This window comes from Streptomyces sp. NPDC054796 (assembly GCF_053611545.1).
In genome coordinates this window covers 101262-115280 of record NZ_JBSHAO010000017.1, presented here as the reverse complement: position 1 = coordinate 115280, position 14019 = coordinate 101262, and the positions used below count along the sequence as shown (strand labels likewise).

General features: G+C 71.0%; 14 protein-coding genes. 6 read left to right on the top strand and 8 right to left on the bottom strand.

Annotated elements, in window-relative coordinates; translation table 11 throughout:
• Positions 1-23 precede the first annotated feature (23 nt).
• The gene (locus tag ACWGJ2_RS16910; RefSeq protein WP_453346859.1) at positions 24-557 is read right to left on the bottom strand and encodes a hypothetical protein; all 534 of its coding nucleotides are present in this window, start codon (positions 555-557) and stop codon (positions 24-26) included.
• A 158-nt stretch (positions 558-715) separates the two neighbouring features.
• Here ACWGJ2_RS16910 and ACWGJ2_RS16905 point away from each other — a divergent pair, with 158 nt between their 5' ends.
• From ACWGJ2_RS16905 to ACWGJ2_RS16885, 5 genes are all read left to right on the top strand, one after another.
• Positions 716-1081, top strand: a complete 366-nt coding sequence (locus ACWGJ2_RS16905) for a PadR family transcriptional regulator (protein ID WP_453346858.1) — start codon at positions 716-718, stop codon at positions 1079-1081.
• Positions 1078-1653, top strand: a complete 576-nt coding sequence (locus ACWGJ2_RS16900) for an HAAS signaling domain-containing protein (RefSeq protein WP_453346857.1) — start codon at positions 1078-1080, stop codon at positions 1651-1653. Before ACWGJ2_RS16905 ends, ACWGJ2_RS16900 begins: the two co-directional genes overlap by 4 nt.
• Positions 1654-1760: 107 nt before the next feature.
• The gene (locus ACWGJ2_RS16895) at positions 1761-2270 is read left to right on the top strand and encodes a hypothetical protein (protein WP_453346856.1); all 510 of its coding nucleotides are present in this window, start codon (positions 1761-1763) and stop codon (positions 2268-2270) included.
• A gap of 250 nt (positions 2271-2520) precedes the next feature.
• Positions 2521-2967 carry an SSI family serine proteinase inhibitor gene (locus ACWGJ2_RS16890; RefSeq protein WP_453346855.1) on the top strand — a complete coding sequence of 149 codons (447 nt, stop codon included), beginning with the start codon at positions 2521-2523 and terminating at the stop codon, positions 2965-2967.
• A 123-nt stretch (positions 2968-3090) separates the two neighbouring features.
• Positions 3091-4230 (top strand): serine hydrolase domain-containing protein, encoded by a 1140-nt coding sequence (locus tag ACWGJ2_RS16885; protein WP_453346854.1) that lies wholly within the window; start codon positions 3091-3093, stop codon positions 4228-4230.
• Positions 4231-4293: 63 nt separating this feature from the next.
• Here ACWGJ2_RS16885 and fahA read toward each other — a convergent pair whose 3' ends face one another.
• From fahA to ACWGJ2_RS16870, 3 genes are all read right to left on the bottom strand, one after another.
• Positions 4294-5520 (bottom strand): fumarylacetoacetase, encoded by a 1227-nt coding sequence (fahA, locus tag ACWGJ2_RS16880; protein WP_453346853.1) that lies wholly within the window; start codon positions 5518-5520, stop codon positions 4294-4296.
• A gap of 439 nt (positions 5521-5959) precedes the next feature.
• Entirely contained in the window at positions 5960-6250 is a 291-nt protein-coding gene (locus tag ACWGJ2_RS16875) for a DUF397 domain-containing protein (RefSeq protein WP_453346852.1), read from the bottom strand.
• Positions 6223-7077, bottom strand: coding sequence for a helix-turn-helix domain-containing protein (locus ACWGJ2_RS16870; RefSeq protein WP_453346851.1), 855 nt, complete (start codon positions 7075-7077; stop codon positions 6223-6225). Before ACWGJ2_RS16870 ends, ACWGJ2_RS16875 begins: the two co-directional genes overlap by 28 nt.
• A 215-nt stretch (positions 7078-7292) precedes the next feature.
• Between ACWGJ2_RS16870 and ACWGJ2_RS16865 the strand changes: the two genes are divergently transcribed.
• Positions 7293-7433, top strand: coding sequence for a hypothetical protein (locus ACWGJ2_RS16865; protein WP_453346850.1), 141 nt, complete (start codon positions 7293-7295; stop codon positions 7431-7433).
• 294 nt (positions 7434-7727) lie between these two features.
• Here ACWGJ2_RS16865 and ACWGJ2_RS16860 read toward each other — a convergent pair whose 3' ends face one another.
• The 4 genes from ACWGJ2_RS16860 to ACWGJ2_RS16845 form a co-directional block, all read right to left on the bottom strand.
• On the bottom strand, positions 7728-8627 hold the full coding sequence (locus ACWGJ2_RS16860) for a hypothetical protein (protein ID WP_453346849.1): 900 nt from the start codon (positions 8625-8627) through the stop codon (positions 7728-7730).
• A gap of 6 nt (positions 8628-8633) precedes the next feature.
• Entirely contained in the window at positions 8634-10928 is a 2295-nt protein-coding gene (locus ACWGJ2_RS16855) for a hypothetical protein (RefSeq protein ID WP_453346848.1), read from the bottom strand.
• A 20-nt stretch (positions 10929-10948) separates the two neighbouring features.
• A complete protein-coding gene (locus tag ACWGJ2_RS16850) occupies positions 10949-11527 on the bottom strand; it encodes a hypothetical protein (RefSeq protein ID WP_453346847.1) in 579 nt (192 codons plus the stop codon).
• Positions 11528-12007: 480 nt separating this feature from the next.
• Positions 12008-14017 carry a CocE/NonD family hydrolase gene (locus tag ACWGJ2_RS16845; RefSeq protein ID WP_453346846.1) on the bottom strand — a complete coding sequence of 670 codons (2010 nt, stop codon included), beginning with the start codon at positions 14015-14017 and terminating at the stop codon, positions 12008-12010.
• Between the last annotated feature and the right edge of the window lie 2 nt (positions 14018-14019).

The following is a 14019-nucleotide window of genomic DNA, read 5'->3' as shown; positions in this document are numbered from 1 at the left end:
CGGGGCAGGGCTCAGTTGCCGGGTCAGTTGCCGGGCGCCGCGCTCGGTGCCTCGGTGGGCGCCTCGGTCGCCATGTCGCTGGGCAGCCCGCTGGGCATCTGCGTCGGCAGCTGGGAGGCGCCCGCCTTCTTGGTCATGGCCGACTTCCCGCCGGACGCCCAGGTGACGGTGAGCTTCTTGCCGGAGGCGACGAGCGTGCCCTTCGCGTAGTCCTTGTTGCCGTCGGGGCACTTGAAGGTCGCGGTCACCGGCTGCGCCGAACTGTCCACGGCGCCCTCGCACATGGTCTTCCCCACGACGAGGACGGCCTTGCCCTGCGACATGGTGAGCACCTCCTGCTCACCGCCCGTCGCGGCGTCCTCCGAGCCGGTGCCCCAGATGCCGTCCAGCTCGCCGGGCTCGCCCGCGGGCTGCTGCGAGGGCTGCGCCTCCTGGCTGGGCTTCGCGTCGGCCTTGTCGTCGCCGTTGCCGCTGTCGCTGCCGCCACCGCATCCGGTGAGCGCCAGTCCGGCCGCGACCGCCGCGGCGACGGCGAGCGTCCGGGTCGAAGTGCGCACGTCCGTAGTCCCTCCGTTGTCCTCGCGCACCCGCCTGATCAGGGGCGCACGTCAACGTAACAGCAGTGTGTGGAGGGCCGTGTGTACGTGGTGTGGAGGGCTCTCCGTCGCGTGCGGGCGCCGAGCCGGGAGTTGACACGGCACCTAGTATGCATTGCATGGTAGCTGGTGAAGCAAGCAACCCGGGGGACGTACGCGGCGTGAGCCAGTTGCGCAAGGGCGTGCTGGAGTTCTGCGTCCTGGCGTTGCTGCGTGACAGGCCCCGCTACGGGGTGGAACTACTGGACGCGCTCGCGGATACGCCGGTCATGGCGACCAGCCAGGGAACGCTGTATCCGCTGCTGTCCCGTCTGCGCAGAAGCGGCCTGGCGGACACGTTCCTGACGGAGTCGGCCAGCGGGCCGTCCCGCAGGTACTACGAGCTGACCGACCAAGGACGGCAGGCGCTGGAGGAGTTCTCCGGGCACTGGCCCGGTTTCCGCGATGCTGTTGACCGATTCCTCGATCCTGGAGCTGAATCATGAGCGAGCCCCTGACCCACCCGCTGGTCCGCGCCTACCTGGCCTCGGTCGAGCGGGAGGCGGCGGTGCTGCCCGACGAACGGCGCCGTGAGCTGGTGGCGGACCTGCGCGAGCACATCGGGTCCGTGCTGCCGGGGGATGCCGATGACGCGGCGGTCCAGCAGGCCCTGGACCGGCTCGGCACCCCCCGGGAGATCGCCGCCGCCGCGATCGCCGAAGAGCCCGGCGTCGACCCGCTGCGGCCGGAGAGCCGTGCGCGCACCACGCTGACTCTGGCCCTGATGGTGCTGGCCGCCCCGTTCTGGGTCTTGGGCGTCGGCCTCGTCCTGGCCGTCGTCGCCGTCGTCCGGATCTGGCGCTCCACGGCGTGGTCCCGGCGGGACAAGCGCCTGGGCGCCGTCTGCGCCCTCTCGCCCCTGCTGGTGATCCCCGCGGCTGCCGCGCCGTTCGCCTTCACCAGCGGCCTCACCGCCAACGCGGTCTTCGGCGCACACCTGATCGCCATGGTGATCCCGCTGGCCGCGGCCGTCCATCTGGGACGCGGCGCCGCGCGGCTGCGCCCGCACGCGGCCTGAAAGGCCCCCCGTACCCGCGTAGGAGCGCCCTGCTAGCTTGTCGTGATCCTGGCGACGATCAGGGTCCGGCGGTCAGCCGGACGGGAACCAGACGGAGGGAAACGCACGTGCGCACATCAGCGCGGATGACGGGGGCAGCGGTCGCTGTGGCGGCGGTTGGGCTGCTGGTGAGCGGCTGCGGGAGCGGCGGCGACGACGGAGGCAGCGGGGGCGGTGGCAGCGAGGCGAAGCCGTCGGCCGAGGCGCCGGAGGGCGGCGTGAGCCAGGAACCGGCGGACGACGCGCCCGTGACCCTCTCCGGCGTGTGGACGACGAAGGTGGACGGCAAGGACTTCGTCCTCACCATCGCCGGTGACGGCGTCACCCTGCTGCGCGACGGCAAGACCTGCACGGGCCGGGCCACGGGCAGCGGGGACCAGCAGACGCTGACGCTCAAGTGCCCCGGCGGCATCGGCGAGGAGCGCACCAACGGCACCGTCGAGAAGCTGGAGGCCAAGTCCCTCAAGGTGGCGTGGAACGGAGGGGACACCGACACGTACGGCAAGGTGGCCGACGCGCCCAGGACGCTGCCCAAGGACCCGAAGGAACTGGAGAAGCTGCTGCCCAGCGGCGGCTGATCCCGGCGTTCCGGGGGTTTTCACGGGTGTCCGGTGCCCGGCGTTCGGACAGGAGCGCCGGGCACCACCCGTGCGAGGGGTACGGGGTGGGAGGCCGCAACCTCACGGGCCGACGCGCGTTGGTGGGGCCGAGGGCGACGTGGCATGTCCATCGTCACCCGGTCATTCGGCCACCCGGTCATCGGGCCAGGCGGCCACCGTCCACCCTTCCGTGGTCCCCCGCGGAACGTCCCCTCCAGGAGCCTCACCCATGTTCATGCGCCGTCTCGCCGCCACCGTCGTTCTCGCGGCAGCCGCCACGTCCACCGCCGCGCTGTCCCCGGCGACGGCGACCGCCGCGCCCCTCCCGCTGCCGACGCCCGTCGAGCGGCCCTCGGACAGCCTCACCGTCACCGTCTCGGAGACCGGCGACCCCGCCGACGCCAGGACGTACACCCTCGACTGCCACCCCGCGGGCGGCACCCACCCGAACGCGCGGGCCGCCTGCGACCAGCTCGACGGCAACTCCCGCTGGGGCCAGGACACCTTCGCGCCCACCTCACACGGCACCCCGTGCACCCAGATCCACGGCGGGCCCGCCACGGCCCACATCGAGGGCACCTGGTCGGGCCGCCGCGTCGACGCGGACTACGACCGCGGCAACGGCTGCGAGATCGCGCGCTGGGACGAGCTGGACAAGGTCCTCACGACGGGCTGACGCGGAACAGGCGGGCGGTGCGGGCGAGTTGTACCGGCACGGGCACGGGCGCGCGCGGACCGCACACGGGCGACACGCGTACGGGCCGTGACACGGACAAGCGAAAAGGGAGAGCGAACGACGATGACGCACCTTCAGGGCATATCCGAGCCGCGCTTCGAGGCAGTACGCGCCGCACTGGAGAAGAACCTCGAATCCGGTGAGGAACTGGGGGCCTCGCTGGTCGTGGACGTCGACGGCGAGCGTGTCGTCGACGTCTGGGGCGGCCACCGCGACACCGCCCGCACCGTCGCCTGGGACGAGCACACCCTCGTCAACGTGTGGTCGACGACGAAGACCGTCACCGCACTCGCCGCGCTCATGCTCGTGGACCGGGGCCAGCTGGACGCGTACGCGCCGGTGGCCACGTACTGGCCGGAGTTCGCGGCCAACGGCAAGCAGGACGTCGAGATCCGCCATCTGCTCTCGCACACCTCCGGCGTCTCGGGCCTGGAGCAGCCCGCCTCGGTCGAGGACCTCTACGACGAGCGGGGCGCTGCGGCCCGCATGGCGGCGCAGGCCCCGTGGTGGACGCCGGGCAGCGCGTCGGGCTACCACCTCATGAACTACGGGCACCTCATCGGCGAGGTCGTCCGCAGGGTCGACGGGCGCCCGCTGAAGCGGTTCGTCGCCGAGGAGATCGCGGGCCCGCTCGGGGCCGACTTCCAGATCGGCGCCGCCGAGCGTGACGCGCACCGCATCGCGGACGTCGTCCCGCCGCCCCCGCTGGACATCGACTTTTCCGCCATCGACCCGCAGAGCCCCGCCTACAAGAGCATGACCGGGCCGGCGGGCAGCGCCGAGGCCGCCAACACGCCGGAGTGGCGCGCTGCGGACCTCGGCGCGGTGAACGGCCACGGCAACGCGCGCTCCGTCGCCCGCATCCTCTCGGCGCTGGCGCGCGGCGGCGAGGTCGACGGGGTGCGGCTGCTCGGCAAGAAGACGATCGACCTCGTCTTCGACGTCCAGGCGGAAGGCACCGATCTCGTCCTCGGCATCCCGCTGCGCTGGGGCATCGGCTTCGGGCTGCCGTGCCAGGAGTCGCTCCCCTGGCTGCCCGACGGGCGGATCTGCTTCTGGGGCGGCTGGGGCGGCTCCGTGATCATCATGGATCTGGACCGCCGACTGACCATCTCGTACGTGATGAACAAGATGGGCGCCGGGATCATCGGCTCCGAGCGCAGCGCCGAGTATGTGCGCGCTGTCTACGAGCAGTTCGCGTGAGCGCGCGCCCCGCCTCCCCTCCCCGGAGAGCCTTGGGAGCCCGGGAGGCGGGGCGTTCCCGCGTCAGGCCGAGTGGCTGACCGTGCCCCGGACCTCGCCCATGCCGATACGGGTGCCGCCGGGGCCCGGCGCCCAGGCGCTGAGGACCACCTCGTCGCCGTCCTCCAGGAACGCCCGCTTCCCGTCGGGGAGTTCGAGCGGTTCGCTCCCGCCCCACGTCAGCTCCAACAGCGAGCCGCGCTGCCCAGGCTCGGGCCCGCTGACCGTGCCCGAGGCGTAGAGGTCGCCGGTGCGCAGGGAGGCGCCGTTGACCGTCATGTGGGCGAGCTGCTGCGCGGCCGTCCAGTACATGGCGGAGAAGGGCGGCTCGGCGACGGTGTGGCCGTTGAGCGTGACCGTCAGCCGCAGGTCGAGGCCGCCAGGATCGGGCTCGGCCGCGTCGTCCAGGTAGGGGAGCAGGGGGACGTCGCGGGCCGGGGGCGCGGTGCGGGCCGCGTCGAGTGCGGGGAGCGGGGTGATCCACGGCGAGACGGACGTCGCGAAGGACTTGCCGAGGAACGGGCCCAGCGGCACGTACTCCCACGCCTGGATGTCGCGCGCCGACCAGTCGTTGAGGAGCGTCACCCCGAAGACGTGGTCGCGGAAGGAGGAGAGCGGCACGGAGGTGCCGAGCTGGGTCGGGGTGCCGACGACGAAGCCGACCTCCGCCTCGATGTCCAGCCGCCGCGAGGGCCCGAACGTGGGCACGGTCTCGTCGCGCGGCTTGCGCTGCCCCTGCGGGCGCACGACCGGGGTGCCGGAGACGACGACGGTGCCCGCGCGGCCGTGGTAACCGATCGGCAGGTGCTTCCAGTTGGGCGTCAGCGCGTCGCCGTCCGGGCGGAAGATCCTGCCGACGTTGGTGGCGTGGTGCTCGCTCGCGTAGAAGTCCACGTAGTCCGCCACCTCGAACGGGAGGTGGAGGGTCACGGCGGACAGCGACCACAGGTGCGGGGTGACGACCGCCGCGTGGGCGCGGTCCGTGAACCAGCCGCGCAGCTCGGCACGTACGGCGTCCCAGACCGGCCGGCCGGCCGCCATCAGCGGGTTGAGCGCGGGGGCCTGGAGCAGCGCGGTGTGCTCCGAGCCGAGCGCCGCCGCCACGGCGCCCGCGTCGAGCACGTGGGCGCCGTACCGGACGCCGATGCGGTGCCGCTCGGGTGTCTCCGCCGTGGTGAACAGCCCGTACGGCAGGTTGTCCGGTCCGAAGGGGTCGCCTTCGGGGAGGTCGAGCGGGTGCGCGTCGGTCATACGGGTGCCTCGCCTTCGAGGTCGCTGCGGGTCCCCTTCGCGGGGGCGGAAGGAAACGGGGGGTTGGCCGCTTCACGGGGGTGTTGCGCGGGACGGTTTGCCGGTGGGGTGGGTGCCGTAGGGTCCCGCGCTGGGTTTTGTGCCGCTGCACGGGGTGGGGGCGGTGCGTGGGGGTGCGGTTTCGAGTCCGGGGGCGGGCCGGTGGCTTCGGCGCGGCGTGTGGACCGGTAGTACGCGGCTGGCGCCGCGTGTTTCTTGGCTGGTGCCGGTGGCCGTGTGGGATTGCTGTGTGGTGGGGGTCGGTGCCGCGCCGGGGTGTCTCCTCGGGCGGCGACAAGTGCGGGTCTCGTTGCTGGCTGTCCGCCGTCACTCGTCGCCACCACTTGCGGGGACACCCCGCCACGTCCCCTCCCGCCCGGTGACCGACCTCAGCGCCTCTTCAGATCCGCGCCTCTTGCAGCGCCGCGACAAAGGCCGCCCAGGCCGGGCCCTGGAAGACGAGCGGGGTGCGGGCCGGGTCCTTGCTGTCGCGGACGGGGACGAGGCTCTTGACCGTGTCGGCTACCTCCACGCAGGCGCCGCCTTGGCTGTCGCTATGGCTCGACTTGCGCCATGTGGCGGCGCCGGGGAAGCCCTCGGCTATCTCCAGACATTCGCCGCCCTGGCTGTCGCTGTAGCTCGACTTGCGCCATGTGGCAGTGCTCAGGTCTCGTTCGTAGGCGGGGGACATCGGTTGCGTTCCTCCATCGTGGCCCTGATCAGTTCCCGACTGTCCGTAGGTGGCAGCGACTTGACCAGGAGGTGGTCGTAAATCGTTGAGTACCGCCTCACGGCTCGCGGTGACTCTACAACTTCACCGGTTCCCAGCCCTGCCAGATAGGCGGCGTCCGGCCCGTCCGGAAAGCTCAGCAAGATGAGTGAGCCACCCAGGGCTGCGTGTATGCCCGCCGCAAGCGGCAGTACCTGTAGCTGAATGTGGGGGTGCTCCGTCATCGCCAGCAGATGTGCGAACTGCTCGTCCATGATCCTGGGGTCGTTGCTGAACGAACGCAGGAGAATGGACTCGTCCAGCACCACCCACAGGTGAAGTGGATCTTCTCCCTCCAGGAGGCTGCGGCGGCTCATTCGCGCTTCCACCTGCTGCTTCAACTGCGGCTCTGAGAGGTCTGGCTGTCCGGCCAGCAGAAGCGCTTTGGCGTAAGCCGGGGTCTGGAGAAGCCCAGGCACGAGCTGAGACGCGTAGTACCGCATCCTTACCGCGCGCTCCTCCAGTTCCATGTATGGGCGAACCCAGTCCGGGTGCCGCTCGCGGTTCATGTGCCACCAGGCGACGTTGATCTCGTCGTCGGCTTTGAGGACGCGGTCGAGGTCGCGTGCCAGGTCCTCGTTCGGTGGCTCCGTGGCGAGTTCGATCTGGGCGATGCGGGACGCGGAGACGTAGACGCGATCCGCGAGAGCCTGCTGTGACCAGCCCAAACCCTCGCGTAGGCGGCGGACTTTGGAGCCCAGCGCCGCCGCAAGGGAGGAGCGCGGATCCAGGGATTTGGAACGAGGCATGGGTCACCTGCTCTGGATGATCTTAAATTCGCGGCTCTTAAAGATGTCACCCCTGGTGAGCGTACCGATACGCAGACAACATCTTCCGTGGAACAGGGCAACTGTCGGTGAGGGAGACGCACATGGGGATGGACGCAGAGCGACCGGTGCCGCCGTGGGGTGGGCATCTGGGGCGGACGGTGAGGGATAGCGCGACGGGGCGGGTGGGGGTGCTCATGGCCGTGTTGCCGTACGCCGAAGTGAGCCATCTCGCGGGCCTCGGACATCTCGGGAACGCGCACTGGGTCGTCTATCTGCGGCCCGTCGGCGGCGGACGGGAGTGGACGACCGTGCCGGAGGCGGTGACGTGGCCGTGAGCCCCGGCGACGGCCGCTGCCACCGGCCCGGGGTGCGCGGCCTTGTCCGTCGGGGCTGCGGCTGGGTCCTGTCCCGGCTGATACCGCCGACGGGGAGGCGTCGGCGGTGCACGGCTGTCGCGGGGTGGCCGTTACCGACGGCGGGCCCCGCGCCGGGCCCGCTCCCCGCGCACCGCAGCCCGTACGCGGAACGGGCGGCCGATGTGTGGCCGTGGGTCATGGACGGGCGGCCGTTGATCCGCCCGTACTTTCTCGCGTACGAGCGCGAGCGGGCCGCCAGGACGGAGCGTCGCCTCATGAACCGTTGAAGGCGCCCTCCGCATCGTCGAAGAGCCCCTGCGTGCGGTCTCCGCGAAGCTGGTTTTCGGAGAGCCCCACTTCTTCGGTCCTGTTCTGGATCAGCGCTTCGAGGTGGGGGAAGCCGTTCTGCTCGTAGTGCCTCACCGAGAGCTTCTTCGCCTCCGTGGCATCTTCCGATGTGCGACTGTCGATGGCCTCGCTGCGAATCCGGTAGAGGCGGCCCAGCACGGAGCCCGCGTCCTTGACGACGGCCGTGGCCTGGTCCGCGTGGTCCGGGGTGTCGATGAAGTCGTCCTTGCCGAGGCCCTGGAGGTTCGCGGAGACGATGTGCGTCTGGGACTTCTGCACGGTGGCGAAGGCACTGCCGTCCTCGAAGACCGCGCGCAGGACGCGGGTGACGTCCACTGTTTCCAGCTCTCCGTCTCCCGGGCCCGGAGCGCCTTCGTCACCGGCCGGGCCGTCGCCCTCGTGCAGCGCGCCGTGCACCTCGCGGGGATGGTGTGCCAGGGCGTTGGCCAGGTGCTGACGGATCTCCGTGGGCATGCTCCCGGGGTCCTCCGCCGTTCGGTCCGCGTAGGCGGCGACGGCCTTCTCCAGGACGCGACGCTGCTCCGCCGTGTGCCGACCGGGGGTCGCGGGCGGCCGTTCCCCGGCGGCCCGCCCAGTGGCAGCGGTTTCCAGCTTCGTGCCGCATTCGGTGAGGGAGGCCGACTCCTCGGCGTCCTCTCCCGAGGGGAGAAGGGACTGGCAGAACGCCGCCTCTTCCGCTGAACTGTCGCTCCCGCCCCACAGGCATCCGCCTGCCGTCACGGCGACGACAGAGGTGGCGACGGCCGCGAGGACGAACGCCTTGCGGCCCGGAAGGCGCGTACTTGTACTGGCCGGCTCCGTCATGCGACCTCACTCACCCGTGAATCCCTTGGAATCGCCGATTCCTTTGCCGTAGCCGCCTTCGGCCTCGTCCTGGAGGTCCGCGTAGCGGCCTCCCTCCGTCATCTTCTCGGCCCTGGTGACCCCGACGTCGTCCGCCCGCCTCTCGATCATTTCCTCCAGCCGGGGGTAGCCGTTCTTCGTGTAGTGGTCGATGAGCTGCTCGCGGGTCTTGTCCGTCACCTCGCTGTTGAGGTCCGCGGCCTGCTGCCCGGTGCCGATGTCGACGATGCGCTGAGCGGCGTCCCCGACGTAGGGGATGGGCGTCAGAGGTGCGCCGTAGGCGTGGTACTTGTACGTCTTCGCCCAGTTGTTCCGGTCGATCTGGCTGTCACGGTCGTCGGCCAGCACGTCGGCCCGGATCTGGTCGAGGTAGCCCATCGCCTTTCCGCTGGAGCGGACGACGCCCTCCGCACCGTCCGTCGCGCCGCCGGGTTTCCGGGTGAAGTCGTCGTGGTCGAGATGCTGGATCCGGTCTCCGATGTAGCCGACCTGCGAGTCGTGGATGGTACGGAACGCCTGGCCGTCCTCGGCGGCTCCTCGCAGGAATTGGACGAGGTCGCCGCGCTCGGTTCCGACGCGGTTCTCCGTCGTCTCGCTCACTCCTCGCAGGCTGAGCACCTCGTGTACATCGCTCGGGTAGTGGGCGATGGTGTTGGCCATGTTCTGCCGGATGTTCTCCGGCATCGCGCTCTGGTCGACCTTGGTGATGTCCGCGTAGGACTCCACGACCTTCTCGAAGACACGCACTTGCGCGTCACTGTGCTTGGAGAAGTCGTCCGTCGGCTTCTCCCCCGGCACATGCCCCGTCATCGCCGCCTCCAGCGCGGCCCCGAAGCCGCTGCGCGCGTCCTTGTCCTCGGCGTCCTGGCCCGGGACGATCTGGACCATGCCGCCGGGGGAGACCTGGGAGTGGTTCTTGTCCACCAGGTCCCAGTCGCGGTCCTTCTGGAGGTACGTGAGGCGGTCTTCGCCGTCGGCCGTGGCGGGGTCGAAGTAGGACGTCGCGACGGCCGGGTCCTTGCTCATCACGCCGAGGACGCCGTCGAGCGGGTCGTTGGCGAAGCGGCCCGTGCCGGTGTGGTCGAAGAGGCCGGTCTTCTTGTCCTTGTCGCCGGAGAAGTCGCCCTCCAGGTCCCAGATGTCCGGGTCGCCGCCCTGCTTCTCGTCCTCCGCGGCGCGGATGTCGTCGGCGACGCCGTGCAGGAAGGTCCGGCCGAACTTCTCGTCGCTCTGCTCCATCAGGCTGACGAGGCTCTGGTAACCCCGTACCTTCTGGTCCGGGTCGTGGCCGGTCTTCTCCGCGAGGGTGAGGTCGTACTCCTTCACCCCGTCGGCGCGCAGCCGCTTCCGCCACCGCTCGGAGAAGGCGTCGGCCGACCCCGGCTTGTTGACGCTGTCGGTCTTCGTCGCCGTCGCCAGGGAGTTGGCGAGGCTCTTCTCCAGGCCGAGGTACTGCTTCCTGTGGTCCTTGTCGTCGTAGTAGGCGAGGTTGTCCAGGGAGTTGGCCGCCTTGATGACGCCCTCGGGGCCCATGGAGTCGAGGAGGGTACGGCTGTACTCGGGGTCGTCCTCGTTCTGCTTCGTGAGGAAGCGCAGCTCGCTCATCTCGTGCGCGGACAGCTTCTCGCCGTCGGCGAGCTTGTCGTACAGCTTCTCGGCGCGGTCCGCGTTGGCCGCTCCCGCGTCGCCCTTCAGCGCGCCGTTGAAGCCGTCCTCGGTGCCCTTGCCCCCGTCGGAGGGGTCGGACTTGAGGGCTTCCATGAAGTTGCGGTCGGCGTCACGGACGTTCTTGACCTTCGCCGCGATGGCGTCGGTCCACTCCGTCTCCAGCTTCTCGCGGGCCGCCTTGTCCTCGCGGTACTCGTCCGCCTTGTCCTTGCCGTACTTCTCCTCGACCTTGTCGAAGTCCATCGCGCACTTGCCCGTCGCGCTGACGTGCATGCCCGCCTCGCGCGCCGCCTTCGCCTCGTCGAGAACGCGCTGCCGCATCCTCTTGAGGACCCTGTGCGCCTCGTCCAGCAGGGAGCTGACGGCCTTGGCCTCCTTGCGGGCGCTCTCGTACTCCTCCAGCGTCTTCTGCGCCTCGATGCTGTAGAGGGTCGCCGAGAACCCCTTCCAGCGGGCCTCGGCGACGCCCTTCACGTCGTCGCGGTAGCTGGTGTGCAGGTCGTCGAACTTGTCGCTCATGTCCTGCCACGAGCGCGAAGCCTCCTTGAGGAAGCTCAGGTCGGTGTCGACGATGGTCTCGTAGTCGACGGGCATGCCTCGTGTCCTCTCCGGTCTCAGAGGTCCGTCAGCTTGCTGCGGCCCGGGGCCCAGGGGCCCGGCGGGCCCTCGGTCGTCGTGAGGAACGGGCTGTCGGAGGGGGAGGAGCCGCCGGGGATCAGGCCGAAGCCCGACTCGCGGCGGCCCTCGGTGCCCTGGAAGAGGAGGTTGGTCTGACGCAGGTTCGACATCTCGCTGTTGAGGCGCCCGATCAGCTTCTTGAGGTGCCGGTCCCATTCGCGCTTGCGGAACTGGAGGCCCGTTCGTACGTCCCAGTCGCGCATGCCGCCCGGGCTGGCGATGGCCAGCGGGGGGCGGGGTTCGTGACCGGGCAGGAAGACGGAGACGCCGCCGCTGCTGCCGCTGCCGCCTCCGGTGATCGCCTCCGTGTCGGCGTCGGCGGCGTTGCCCGCGCTACGGGTGTCGGGGCCGACGTGCTCCTCGATGCGCGCGGCGGCCTTCTTCTTGTCGGCCTGTACGTGCTGGAGGCTGCCGTTGTCACCGCCGCCGTCACCGGCGCTGTTCAACCGCGTGCCCGGCGAACCCCGCTGCCCCGTACCGGACTTGAGCCCCGCCCACTCCTCATCGAACCCCAAGGCGTCCCCCCGCATCTTGGTACATCGCTGGTCAGCGCGATGTATCTACATGCCTGTAGTTACTCTACGGGAGTGTAGAACATGGCCGCTTCACGGAGTGCGCCTGCCCGGGTGCCCCCTCGCCGAGCGGGACGCTTGCCCACAACAGTGGCGCACCGGTGCCAGCACGGTTGCCGCCCACAGCATGGGAACAACCCCGGCAGGCCACCGGCCTGCGGTTGGTCACCGGGCTGGGAGGTGGTGCGGTGGGGTGTCCCCGCAGGTCGAGAAAGTCACCGGCGGAAAGCCGAAAGCGAGACCTTCACGCCGAGGAGACGCCCCGGCGCGGCGCCGACCCCACCCACACAGCACCCCACACGACCACCGGCGCAAGCCAAGACCCACGCGGCGCAAGCCGCGAACAACCGGAACCACACGCCGCGCCCACCCACCAACCCGCACCCGGAGAACAGCGAACCGCCCAGCGCAGCGCCCCGCCCCCTACCCCGCCGTGCGCCGCACGCGGCGTTCCCACGTGCGGCGGAAGACCTCCGTCTCACCGTCCGCGCAGACGACCTCGTTCGTCGTGACGAAGTCCGCGCCGTCCGTCGTGATCTCGGAGCGGGTGCGGATGCGGGCGTCCCAGCCCAGTTCGGGGCGGTGGAGGCGGATCGTCCAGTCGGAGCGGGCGCGGGCGCTCAGCGGGTCCGACTCGTCGATGGTGTACGTCTCCAGCGCGTCCTCGGTGAACTCCAGGCCGTCCGGGTAGATCCGGGTGCCGCCGTAGCGCGGGTCCACCTCCAGCTTCCACGTCCCGGCCGCGACGTCCCGCACGACCACCCGCTCCGGCCGCTGCCCGGCCGCCTCCGGATACCGCACCCCCAGCGGCTCCGCCTGCTCCGGCTCCTCGAAGACGATCGGGGCGCGGGCCGCGTCGCCCAGAGGGTCGCGTACGGGCAGGTCCAGCGCGCTCGCGCCCGGGTCCACCGTCCAGCCCGCCTCGCTGCCGGGCTGCGGCCAGACCCAGGGCCAGTAGGCGGAGGACAGCGCGAGCCTGATGCGGTGTCCGGGCGGGAAGGCGTGGCCGATGCCGTTGAGTTCGAAGGTGACGTCCTCCGTCGCGCCCGGCTCCCACTCGGCGACGGTGTCGCGCCCGTGCCGGGCCGCCAGGTTGAGGACACCACGGGTGACGAGCGTGGAGGAGCCGTCGGGTGCGACGTCGCAGACGCGGGCGATCACCTGGCCGCGCGGCACGTCGGAGGTGAGCCGCAGCCGCACGCGCGGGCGGCCCAGGATCTCCACCCGCGCGTCGAGCGCCGCCGAGTCGAAGCAGACCGACCGGCCGTCCTCCTCGCGCTGGTCGGGCGGCAGATCGGAGTCGTTGCCGAACGGGAAGTAGCGGCCCGCGTCGACGCCCGTGTGCTGCGGCGAGCGCACCCGCATGGGCCCGGTGCCGGGCAGCGCGTACGGCGTCATCGTGACGCTCGGGGAAGGCCACGCGTCGTCGCCGACCCAGCGGCCTGGCAGCTCCGGGTAGACCGTGGCGGGCGGGTGCGACTCGCTGATCCACGAGCGCAGCCTCGGCTCCTCCATCACACCCGTGTCCTCGCCCTTGAGCCAGTGGTCCCACCAGCGCAGCGTCTCCTGGAGGAAGCCGATCGCGGGTCCGGGCGGCAGCCCCCGGTCCGGGTACTGGTGCGACCAGGGCCCGATCAGGCCGCGCGTCGGCGCGTCCAGGTTTTCGACGAGGCGCAGGACGGTGTCGCGGTACGGGTCGTGCCAGCCGCCGACGGCCAGGACGGCGGCCTTCACCGCCGAGTAGTCCTCGCAGACGCTGCCGTGCCGCCAGTAGTCGTCGCGGGACTGGTGGTCGAGCCAGGTGTGGATGAACGGCTCCACGGCGTCCAGGCGGCGCATCCACATGTCCCGCCACACGTCGCCGACCTGCGCCGGGTCCGGCGGACGCGAGACGAAGGCGAGCATCGTGGAGGCCCAGGCGTGCATGTCGACGGCGAGGACGGAGCCGCCCGTGTAGTGGACGTCGTTGTCGTAGCGGTCGTCGGCCGAGCAGACCGTGACGATCGCCTTGAGCGCCTCGGGCGCGCGGGCCGCGAGCTGGAGGCTGTTGAAGCCGCCCCACGAGATGCCGAACATGCCGACCTTGCCGCTGGACCAGGGCTGCGCCGCCAGCCAGCCGATGACGGCGACGCCGTCGGTCAGCTCCGTCTCGTCGTACTCGTCGCCCGGCAGCCCCTCCGAGTTGCCGTGCCCGCGCACGTCCACGCGCACGGAGGCGTAGCCGTGGCCCGCGTACCAGGGGTGGCGCTGCGCGTCGCGGGGCGCGGTCCAGTCGCTCAGCCGGTACGGCAGGTACTCCAGCAGCACGGGCACGGGCTCGTCGGTGACGGGGCGCCATACGCGCGCGTAGAGGAGGGTGCCGTCCGGCATCGGGATGCGGACGTCCTCGCGCAGGACCTGGTGGGGGAACTGGTCAGGGGTGCGGATACGCATGG

Excerpts from the sequence above, each read along its gene's own strand:
- ACWGJ2_RS16905 (WP_453346858.1), top strand. The coding sequence starts at position 716 with ATGGTAGCTGGTGAAGCAAGCAACCCGGGGGACGTACGCGGCGTGAGC.
- ACWGJ2_RS16900 (WP_453346857.1), top strand. The coding sequence starts at position 1,078 with ATGAGCGAGCCCCTGACCCACCCGCTGGTCCGCGCCTACCTGGCCTCG.
- ACWGJ2_RS16890 (WP_453346855.1), top strand. The coding sequence starts at position 2,521 with ATGTTCATGCGCCGTCTCGCCGCCACCGTCGTTCTCGCGGCAGCCGCC.
- ACWGJ2_RS16885 (WP_453346854.1), top strand. The coding sequence starts at position 3,091 with ATGACGCACCTTCAGGGCATATCCGAGCCGCGCTTCGAGGCAGTACGC.
- fahA (WP_453346853.1), bottom strand. The coding sequence starts at position 5,520 with ATGACCGACGCGCACCCGCTCGACCTCCCCGAAGGCGACCCCTTCGGA.
- ACWGJ2_RS16875 (WP_453346852.1), bottom strand. The coding sequence starts at position 6,250 with ATGTCCCCCGCCTACGAACGAGACCTGAGCACTGCCACATGGCGCAAG.
- ACWGJ2_RS16870 (WP_453346851.1), bottom strand. The coding sequence starts at position 7,077 with ATGCCTCGTTCCAAATCCCTGGATCCGCGCTCCTCCCTTGCGGCGGCG.
- ACWGJ2_RS16865 (WP_453346850.1), top strand. The coding sequence starts at position 7,293 with ATGGCCGTGTTGCCGTACGCCGAAGTGAGCCATCTCGCGGGCCTCGGA.
- ACWGJ2_RS16860 (WP_453346849.1), bottom strand. The coding sequence starts at position 8,627 with ATGACGGAGCCGGCCAGTACAAGTACGCGCCTTCCGGGCCGCAAGGCG.
- ACWGJ2_RS16855 (WP_453346848.1), bottom strand. The coding sequence starts at position 10,928 with ATGCCCGTCGACTACGAGACCATCGTCGACACCGACCTGAGCTTCCTC.
- ACWGJ2_RS16845 (WP_453346846.1), bottom strand. The coding sequence starts at position 14,017 with ATGCGTATCCGCACCCCTGACCAGTTCCCCCACCAGGTCCTGCGCGAG.